8 protein-coding genes and 1 pseudogene are annotated in these 9,896 nt (G+C 63.2%); 3 read left to right on the forward strand and 6 right to left on the reverse strand.

Translation table 11 applies throughout. From position 1 onward, the window contains the following. From JX25_RS15180 to kduI, 3 genes are all read right to left on the reverse strand, one after another. Window positions 1-172 (reverse strand): transposase (locus JX25_RS15180; protein ID WP_241557997.1); only part of this gene is annotated, 172 nt, incomplete at its 3' end. A gap of 206 nt (window positions 173-378) precedes the next feature. Continuing rightward, a complete protein-coding gene (locus tag JX25_RS14205; protein WP_128255759.1) occupies window positions 379-2,838 on the reverse strand; it encodes a hypothetical protein in 2,460 nt (819 codons plus the stop codon). Next, entirely contained in the window at window positions 2,838-3,674 is an 837-nt protein-coding gene (kduI, locus tag JX25_RS14210) for a 5-dehydro-4-deoxy-D-glucuronate isomerase (protein ID WP_164876169.1), read from the reverse strand. The genes JX25_RS14205 and kduI overlap by 1 nt, the downstream gene beginning before the upstream one ends. 154 nt (window positions 3,675-3,828) lie before the next feature. Between kduI and JX25_RS14215 the strand changes: the two genes are divergently transcribed. After that, on the forward strand, window positions 3,829-4,839 hold the full coding sequence (locus JX25_RS14215; protein WP_128255760.1) for a LacI family DNA-binding transcriptional regulator: 1,011 nt from the start codon (window positions 3,829-3,831) through the stop codon (window positions 4,837-4,839). Here the strand turns inward: JX25_RS14215 and kduD are convergent. From kduD to JX25_RS14230, 3 genes and pseudogenes are all read right to left on the reverse strand, one after another. Further along, window positions 4,836-5,584, reverse strand: a pseudogene (gene kduD, locus JX25_RS14220) (2-dehydro-3-deoxy-D-gluconate 5-dehydrogenase KduD). The gene JX25_RS14215 and the pseudogene kduD overlap by 4 nt on opposite strands. A 10-nt stretch (window positions 5,585-5,594) precedes the next feature. After that, window positions 5,595-6,917 (reverse strand): TRAP transporter large permease, encoded by a 1,323-nt coding sequence (locus tag JX25_RS14225; RefSeq protein WP_241557992.1) that lies wholly within the window; start codon window positions 6,915-6,917, stop codon window positions 5,595-5,597. A gap of 1 nt (window position 6,918) precedes the next feature. Then, a complete protein-coding gene (locus JX25_RS14230) occupies window positions 6,919-7,413 on the reverse strand; it encodes a TRAP transporter small permease (protein ID WP_164876170.1) in 495 nt (164 codons plus the stop codon). Window positions 7,414-7,662: 249 nt separating this feature from the next. Between JX25_RS14230 and JX25_RS14235 the strand changes: the two genes are divergently transcribed. Both JX25_RS14235 and bglB read left to right on the forward strand, forming a co-directional pair. Then, entirely contained in the window at window positions 7,663-8,637 is a 975-nt protein-coding gene (locus JX25_RS14235; protein WP_128255762.1) for a TRAP transporter substrate-binding protein, read from the forward strand. Between the two features lie 21 nt (window positions 8,638-8,658). Beyond that, window positions 8,659-9,756, forward strand: a complete 1,098-nt coding sequence (bglB, locus tag JX25_RS14240; protein ID WP_128255763.1) for a beta-galactosidase BglB — start codon at window positions 8,659-8,661, stop codon at window positions 9,754-9,756. Window positions 9,757-9,896: the final 140 nt, after the last annotated feature.

Genomic DNA, 9,896 nt, shown 5'->3' on the forward strand with positions numbered 1-9,896 from the left:
CGCTCCATCGCTTCCAACGGCTGTAGAGCGTCTTGTGCGGCCCATAGGCTTTCGGGGCGTCTCGCCAGCGCAACCCGTTGCGGTTGATGAAGATAATCCCGCTCAGCACACGCTTGTCATCAACCCGGGGTTCGCCGTGCGGCTTCGGAAAGAAGGGCTCCAGACGTGCCATCTGTGCGTCGTTCAGCCAGAAAAGATCCTGTCACCGCTCCGTTTTCGAAGCCGTGAATCACGCAGCACTACGGAAAGCAATGCATCCTGACCCTAAGGTCAGTCGCGATGCATTTCCAACCAATAGCTTAGCATATCTTATGCGTCATCTGTCCCTTGCCCTGTCACAGTCTTCGCCCCGGATGGCGACCGAAGCCCCCGCACGGTTCACAGCGGGATGTCGACCCGTTCCCCCTCGAGCGTCCAGTTCATCGGGTCCAGCAGGCGGCCTTCGGCCAAGACCCTGCCATCGCGGCGAAACTCCACCATCCCGTAATCGGCATCCGTGATGCGGAAGGTCCCATCTGTTGCTTCAGACACTTCCAGCGTATGGCGGCGCTCGAAGGATCGCAAATCCTCGGAATGGCCCAAGCGGATTGCCCAGATGCCTTGACGGCCAGCCAGCCGCAACTCGTGTCCTGCCGAGCCGCCCGTCTCCATCAGGTGCAATGGACCCGAGGTCGAGACTGCCATCGCTCCGCTCCCCGAACGCGCCGCAGCACGATGCCCGCTAACGGCCCACTCGTCGAACACGGGGGTCGGGAACCACGCGTGGGTGAAATCGGGCTGCGGCGCTTCGCCGTCGAAGATGACGATGGCAAGGTCGCGATACTGCTGCACGCGCGGCACGCTGGCCGACCCGCCCCAGAAGGACGGACGCCCAAAGCCGGACTGCACGATTTCTCCCGGGAGGTTGATGAACAGGGATGCGGCGGGTTCGCGGCCGATCCGCGCTTGGATCAGCGTTTCCTGATAGCCCCAGTCGTTCCAGCGATAGAGCGCGGCGCTGCCCATGGCAGTTTCGGAGGTTTTGTAGTGATACAGGCGGCAGAAGGCGTTCTCGCCCTGCCAGAACGCCCACTCCTGCGCGGCATCCGTGCGGTCCCAATTTGCGATCACGGCCAGATCGGGCAGTGCCAGACCGTGATCGCGCAGTGCTAGTGCCATCTGCGCAAGGCAATTCACATGTGCCCCGAACTGCCCCTTGCCCCACAGGAGGCGTGCGAGTCCCGTCAGCTCCAGCGTATCGGCCACACACAGAGAGTGTTCGTAGCTGCGCCCTTGCGCCCCCGTGATGACGCCGTGATGGGCGGAATGTGCTACCATCGTCACAAGGCGCGCAATGGCGCGGCCCGCGCGGTCGCGGATGTTAGGGTCATGAGCCAGCGCAAACAGCGCAGTCATGCCCTTCAGGTCGATCGGGAAATAGGTGGCGGAGTTGAACTCCGCCATTTCGGCCGCCTCGAAGTGGTCGAACCACTCAACGAGGCGTTCATAGCCCACGCGGCTTTGCGCCGCCCCGTCTCGCCCCGAGCGGCGGAAGGTGTGTCCTTCCATCAGCCGCCCGGCCAGATAGGCGGAGGTGTGGAACAGCAGCGCGTGGTTCTCGGAGAAATACCACTGCACGTCATTGCCCGGCTCGTCCATCCAGTAGCGGAAGTCGAGGATGGCCGCATCGATGCGGTCCACCAGTTGCGGGTTCAGTCGGTCAACATAGCGGATGCGCGTCCAGAGCAGCGGGACAAGGGCAAAGTCCGCGCAGTCGAAGCACCGCTCGATGCCGGGCAGGGCGGTGGTGATGATGTCCTCGGCCCGCTTCAGCGCGGGACCGTCGCCCACGGCGGCACAGGCCAGCGCGGTTTCCGTGTCCGTTTCGGCGTGGCGCGCGATCCAGAGCAGCGCCTCTTCGATGCGCTCGGCCGACGCGTCGGGGGCGGCGCCGGTGGCGCTGCGCCATGTCACCTCTGCACCAAGACGGGCTTCTGTGGCGAACCCGCCGCACAGGAAGCGCATGTCGAAGTACCGATAATCGGCCGGGAGGTCGCCCGAGGCACAAAGCCGCACCCGATCCGCACCAGCGGGAACGGTCAGCTCCAGACCATCATGATCGTGCGACATGAAGTGGCCCGAAACGCGGATATGGCCGGTGACGTTATGCGGGAAGGGGATGGGCAGCACCAGCCAGATATCCTGCCCGTCATACATCTTGCGATCAAGATGCATGGCGTCGGTGGCAGCCTTGACACTTTGCACCACTTCGGCGGGCGCGGGGAAGGTGTTGCCGGCTTCAGCCTCCGGGCCGCTCAGCCATGTCAGGGCCACGCGGATCACCGCGTCGCGTTCGCACAGATCCTCGAACTGCACCGCGATTTCGTTGTGCCCCTCGCGCAGGGCAGCGTCAAACTCCACCTCCTCCAGCACGTTGCGCTTGGCGGGCGACAGCCATGCCGCCTCCTCGCCGTTGACCAGAACGCGGGCCGCGCCGCAGATGCCGATGCGCAGGCGCGCGGTGCCGGCGGCCCTGGACTCGATTGCGGTGCGGGCCCAACCCCGGATCTTGGTGGCGCGGAACCAGAAGCCCGACAGGTCGAGGAAGGGCGAGCCTGCGGGCAGCAGGTTGCGCGCCGCCGTCCAGTCGGGCGCTTCCGCCGGTTCCAGCGCGATCCCGCGCCGTTCCGCGATATAGGCGGTGCGGCAGGGGTAGGTGTGGGGGATGAAGTTCTTGTCCTTGGTCAGGAAGAAGGTGGAATCCATCTTTCCTTCCATGGGCTGTTCGGGAGCGTCGTATTCCGCCTCATCCAGACGGGTGACTTGCCAGTAGGGGATAGGGGCGCCGGTGGTCAGCATCAGCGAAGCTCCGCGATCGCGACAGGATTTACGTCACCATAAGCCTGGTTTTCACCGGTCATGCCCCAGACGAAAGCATAGGGTCCAGTGCCCGCACCCATATGGATGGACCATGCGGGCGACAGGACGACATCGCTGTTGCCCACGATCAGGTGGCGGGTGTTGTCGGGGCGGCCCATCAGGTGCACGACCCGATCCTCGGCCGACAGGTCGAAATAGCAGTAAGCCTCCATCCGCCGTTCGTGCAGGTGCGGCGGCATCGTGTTCCAGACGGAGCCATGGGCCGGATCGGTGATCCCCATCAGCAGCAGGCAGGAGGGCGCGACCTCTGGGTGGATATACATGGCAAGGTTGCGGACGTTGCATTTTGCGGCATCGCCCAGCGTTAGAACCTTGGATTCGGTTTTGGTGATCAGCCGGGTGGGGACATCCGCGCCCGCCGGGACGGAGTTCATGTAGAAGCGGGCCGGGGCGCGGGCAATGTCGCTGCCGAGGGTGACCGATCGGGTGCCGCGCCCGACATAGAGGACATCGCGGTTGGCGAGAGCATGACGCGTGCCGTCCACCTCGATCCAGCCGGCGCCGCCCAGATTCGCAATGCCCATTTCCCGCGCGTCAAAGAAGAGGGGCGTGCCGACATCTGCGCCGTCGCCGAAGGACAGCGGAGCCTCGGTCGGAACCGCGCCGCCCACGATCATCCGGTCAAAATGCGTGTAGGCGAAGGCGATCGTTCCGGGAATGAACATGCCTTCTACCATAAACGCGTCGCGCAGGGCATCCGTGTTCATCGCGTCGATCTGTTCCGGGCCGGCACCGTAGCGTTGCAGCATGGCCATCTGTGGTCTCCTCTCACACATGCGGAAGGAGTGGAACCCGCATCCCCCGATGCGGAATCCTGGCCGCAGCCTCCTCTCCCCTCGGTCACGATCTTCCATTCAGAAAAAATTCGTGCAATATGTAAATAAATTGCAGCATGAGCGGGATGGTACCATGACGGGCAGCGGGCGCACACGGATCAGCGACATCGCGAACCGCTTGGGGATTTCCACCGCCACCGTATCGCGCGCGCTGAGCGGGAACGGCTATGTGCGCGACAATCTGGCCAACCGCATCCGCGCCACGGCGATCGAGATGAACTATGCCCTGCCCGGAAACGTATCGGGCAAGCGGGCGCTGCTTGTCGCGTCGCAGGAGGCGATGATCGACTTCCAGCGCAACCAGTTCACCACCTACGTTCTGGAAGGCCTGCGGGAGAGGGCAGCAAGCCAGGACATCACGCTGGACACCCACATCTTTCGTGCGGAGCTGGGGATCGAGGCGCTGCGCGAGGCGGCTATGGCCGAGGATGTGGTGGGCCTGATGCTGGTGACGCTGGACGATGCGACGCTGAACCTGGTGCGGGCGCTGGAAGTGCCGACGGTGCTGGTGAACGGGGATGATCCCGAGATGTGGCTCAGTTCCGTGACACCCTGCAACCGGTCTGCGGCCATGCTGGCCACGCGGCACCTGATGCGTCTGGGACACCGGCGCATCCTGTTCCTGAACCGCCCCGGCCGCCGGACCATCCGGCGCAGGCTGGAAGGCTGGCAGGACGCCTTGGGCGAGGCCTGCGATCCGGCGCTGGTGGTCGATGTGGATGACTGGACCGCCGAGGCCGCACAGACACGGATGGAGGCCGTCCTGCGGGACGGGCCGGACTTCACCGCCGTTGTGGCGGCGGGTGACGTGTTGGCGACGGGAGCGATCGTGGCCGTGCAGGCTGCGGGATTGTCCGTGCCCGGCGATGTCTCCGTTGTGGGTATCGACGGGCTGCCGCAGGGGCAATATATGTCCCCCGCGCTCACCTCGGTCCGCATCCCAATGGAAGCGGTCGGGGCTCTGTCATTGGACCTACTGGTGGAAACGGCACGGCTGCGCCGCGCGCGCGTCAGTCTTCCTGCCCGGCGCATCGAACTTGCTTGTGAGATCGTCCACCGCGCCAGCGCGGGGCCGGCCCCTTAACGCGCCAGCCATCCGCCATCAACGTTCAGCACCGCACCCGAGACATAATCCGAGGCCGGAGCCGCCAGATAAACGGCGGTTTCGGCGATGTCCTCGGGTCGGCCCCAACGGCCGGGCGGGATGCGGTCCAAGATGGCCTTCGACCGCTCGGGATCCTCGCGCAGCGCTTCGATATTGTTGGTTGCAATGTAGCCCGACGCGATGGCGTTCACGTTGATGCCCTTGGCCGCCCATTTATTGGCCAGAAGTTTCGTCACCCCGCGACGCCATGCTTGGACGCCGTATAGGAGGGTACGCGGATGCCGCCCTGAAACGACAGCAGCGAGGCAATGTTGAAGATCTTACCCCTGCCGCCTTGCGCCATGACTGCGCGCGCGAAGGCTTGGCAGGTGAAGAACACGGCCCTTAGGTTCACGTCCATCACGTCCATCACGTCCATCACGGCGTCCCAGTCGGCTTCCGAGAAATCGACCGAGTCCTCGCGCCGGATGATGCTGGCGTTGTTGAACAGGAGGTCGTAGCCCGCGCCGTCGAAGGTGCCGGTGGCAGCCATCGGATCCGCAAAATCCAGTGTGATCTAGCGAGCTGTGCCGCCGATGAGGGCCACTGTGTCGTCGCAGGTGCGGCGCCCTGCACAGGTCACGTCCGCCCCGGCGCGAGCCAGCGCCACCGCGATCGCTTGGCCGATGCCGGTATTGGCGCTGGTGACCAGCGCGCGCCGACCGTTGAGGGAAAACGCGTTCATAATGTTCCTTTCACATCAGTCCAAGCCAGCGCGGCAGGGCCAGCGTCAGCGCGGGAACATAGGTGACCAGCGCCAGTGCCGCGACCGTGGCAAAGAAGAAGGGCAGCAGCGGGCGGATCACCTGCTCGATCCTGAGCCCCGATACGGCGCAGCCGACGAAGAGAACGGTGCCGACCGGCGGCGTCAGCGATCCGACGCCGAGGTTGAAGATCATCATGATACCGAGATGCACCGGGTCCATGCCGACTTCCGTTGCGATCGGCAGGAAAATTGGCGTGAAGATCAGAACGGCGGGCGTCAGGTCCATGAAGAAGCCGATGATCAGAAGGCTGATGTTCATGATCAGCAGCACAATCAGCGGATTCTCGAAGGACAAGATCGCGTCGGCGATGATATCCGGGATGCCAGCGATGGTCATGACATAGGACATAACCCCTGAAGCTGCGATCAGAAATAGGATGGAGCAGCTGGTCACGGCTGACGAGGCGAGCGCCTCAAGGTACTCCCGCGGTGTTGCCATACGGTAGATCAGCGACAGCACGAAAGAATACAGTACCGCGACGGCCGCCCCCTCGGTCGCGGTGAACGCACCGATGGCGATGCCACCGATCACCACAACCATCATCAGAAGCGCGGGCAGGGCGGCCAGCGTCGTTTGCGCCTTCTGCGAAAGGGTTGTCCGCGCCTCTGATTTGTAGCCGCGACGGTGGGCGATGACGGCGACGACCAGCATCACCGACAGCCCCATCAGGATGCCGGGGATGTAGCCGCCCATGAACAGGGCAGACACGGAGGTGCCGCCCGAGACCAGCGAGAACAGGATCAGCGGCCCCGAGGGCGGGATCAGGATGCCCGTCGGTGCCGAGGCGATGTTGACGGCTGTGGAGAAGCGGGGATCATACCCCTCCTTGCGTTGCAGCGGCGCCATGGTGCCGCCGACCGCCGCCGCCGCCGCGATGGACGAGCCCGAGATGGCCCCGAACAGCATGTTCGCGATGACGTTCGTGTGGGCCAGAGATCCGGGAAGCCGCGCACCAAGAAGTTTCGCCAGATTGATTAGGCGGATCGCGATGCCGCCCTTGTTCATGATGTTGCCCGCCAGCACGAAGAACGGAATCGCCAGCAGGGTGAAGCTGTCGATCCCCGAGAACATCTTCTGCGCGCCGATGAAGTTGATCACGTCGGCGGGAAGATAGACGAGGCCCACGAGGATGGACGACACTCCTATCGCGACAGAGATGGGCGTGCCGAGCGTCAGCAGCCCGAAGAACAGCACGAAAAGGACGATCGTCGCACCGACCGGATCCAGCATGTAGTCGATGAGCATGTCCATCTCAGCCGGTCTCCTCGGGAACGTAGATCGGACTCATCCTGCCGGTCAGGATCAGGAGGATGTTCATCAGCACCAGTGCGATGATGAGAACGGCCGCCACCGGCACCGCCAGATAGACGTAGCCGATTGGCACCTGCATGATGGGGGAAAGTTGCGACATCGCCTGTGTGCTGGCCTGCCACCCGCCCAGCAGCATAGTATAGGCGGCAAAGGCGATGGAGATCAGGCCATTCAGCACGGCAAGGCCCTTCTGCACCCATCCCGAAGTCATATGCATCATGAATTCCAGCGACAGGTGCCGCTGCGCCCCGAAGCAATAGGCAGTGCCGAGAAGGGCCATCCAGATCATGGTGAAGCGCAGGGTCTCCTCAGTGTAGATGGCCGGCGTTGCCAGAATGTAACGGGTGAAGACCTGCCACAGCATCAGGCACACCATACCCGTGAGCAGCAAGGAGATCACTGCCAGAAGCGCGCGCTCCAGGATCGTCTTTAGCATGAGCATGTCCGGCCTCCTCCTCCGAGGTCGATCGCGCAGCACCGCTCCCCCGGTGGCTGCATTAGGCCGAAGGGTGGGTTGTGAACACCGCTTCTGCAACATGAAAATTAATTTCATCAGCAGATTGAAGCTGCAAAAAACTTTCAGGTAGAAATCTCGTTGCATGCCCCTCATTATTTTCCGTGATTGGCGCGCGAATGGCGCAGGCGCCCCGGGGAGGGGGCGAGACATCAATCGGGAGGATCTGACATGACGTTTCGCAACATGACTCTAGCTCTTACGGCTGCCGTCGCTTTGGTGGCGGGCACTGCCGACGCCAAGACGCGGCTGCGTCTGGCCAATGCTCTGTCCGAGGACCATCCGACCAGCACGGCCCTGAAGCAATTCGCTGAGGAGGTCGAGGAAAAGACCGATGGAGAAGTTTCGATCCGGCTGTTCCTGAATGGTGTTCTGGGATCCGAACGCGAGGTGCTCGAGCAGCTTCAACAGGGCGCGGTGGACATCACCCGCGTCAGCGCCGGCGAACTGGAGAATTTCGATCCGATCTTCAAGGCCTTCACGCTTCCCTATATCTTCAAGGGCGAGGACCATTTCTATCGGGTCATGGAAGGCCCCATCGCGGACGAAGTGTATGAGGCGACTGCCGACAGCGGCTTTCGCGGCCTGACCTTCTTCGACAGTGGCGCGCGGTCCTTCTACACCAAGTCGACACCGATCAACATGCCGGACGATCTGCGAGGATTGAAGATCCGAGTCCTGAACTCCAACAGTTCCATCCGCATGGTGGAGATGATGGGCGGCACACCGACGCCCATGGCCTACGGCGAAATCTATACTGCACTGCAGCAGGGCGTGATCGACGGTGCCGAGAACAACATCACCGCCCTGACCATCGGTCGGCATGGGGAGGTGGCGAAGTTCTATTCCCAAGATGAACACCTGCGCATTCCGGACTTCCTCGTCATCTCAGATGCCGCTTGGGGAAGGCTGACAGATGAGCAGAAGGTGGTCGTGAAGGACGCGGCCGTTCACGCGACCCAGTCGTTCCGCGAACTGTGGAATCACGCCATCAGCGATGCCACCGCAGAAGCGCAGGAGATGGGCGTAACCATCGTCACCCCCGACCAGGCGCCGTTCCGGGAGAAGGTCATGCCGCTTCTGGATGGATACCGAGCTGATCCGGCCTTCGGCGACACGCTGAACCGTATCCTCGCCACCGAATAAGACACAGGAACGAGACTCCCGATGACACATGAGACCACCGCCCTGCCGGACCAGATCCGGCAGCAGATCTCTCGCATCGTGACCGGCCTGCGCAACCTGCGCGACGAGGGGCGGTTCTCGGAGCCGAACCTCGACGGCACGGCTGGCGACTATGTCAGTTTCGACAGCTGGGAATGGCCGCAGGGCGTGGGGCTTTACGGGATCGCTCAGCTTTGGCTCCAGACCGGTGACGAGGAGGCGCGCGCCACGCTTGAGGCATGGTATGACAAGCAGTTCGCCCGCGGCCTGCCGGCGCAGAACGTCAACACCACCGCGCCGATGCTGGCCCTGTCGCTGTTGTGGTCGGAAACGCGGGATCCAAGGTGGGAGCCTGCGTTGAAGGATTGGGCCGATCGGCTGGTGGCCACCGCGCCGCGCACCGCATCGGGCGGTTTCCAGCACGACGTGTCCGACAAGGTGAACGAGGGCGAGCTGTGGGACGACACGCTTTTCATGCTCGCGCTGTTCCTTGCCAGCTATGGTCAATCCGCCGGCCGCGACGATCTGGTGCAGGAGGCGGTATTCCAATTCCTCATCCACACGCATTATCTGGCAGAGCGGGAAACAGGCCTATGGTTCCACGGCTGGACCTTTGACGGCAACCACAACTTCGCCCGCGCCCGCTGGGCCCGCGGCAACAGCTGGATTTCAGCAGGGGTACTTGATCTTCTGGATCTCGCCGATCTGCGTGAGGGGGATCGCCGCTTCCTGCTGTGGATCGTGCGCTCGCAGCTGGAGACACTGCTGACCTATCAGTGCGAGAGCGGCGCCTGGCGCACGCTGGTTGATGACCAGACCTCCTACGAGGAGATTTCGGCCACGGCGGCTATTGGCTATGCGCTGCTGAAGGGCCATCGTCTTGGCCTCGGCGACAACCGCTGGCGCGACGGAGGGCTGAAGGCGTTGGAGGCGGTGATGTGCAACATCGACGACAATGGAGTGGTGCAGCAGGTGTCATACGGCACGCGTATGGGGCATGATCTGCAATTCTATCGCGACATTCCGATCCAGCCGACCGGTTATGGGCAGTCCATGGCGCTTATGTGCCTGGTGGAAGGGTTGAACCACATTGTCCTCTGAGCTGCGTTCAGGACTGTGGCAAAGCGCCTCGGCCACTGTCGCCAGAACCGAGAACCGGATTGACGTGTCCGCCGGCATGCCCGCGAGGCCGCTGCGGTTCCTAGGGTCAGGATGCATTGCTTTCCGTAGTGCTGCGTGAT

The sequence above is a fragment of the Falsirhodobacter deserti genome (genome assembly GCF_004015795.1).
GTDB classification, from domain to species: Bacteria; Pseudomonadota; Alphaproteobacteria; order Rhodobacterales; family Rhodobacteraceae; genus Falsirhodobacter; species Falsirhodobacter deserti.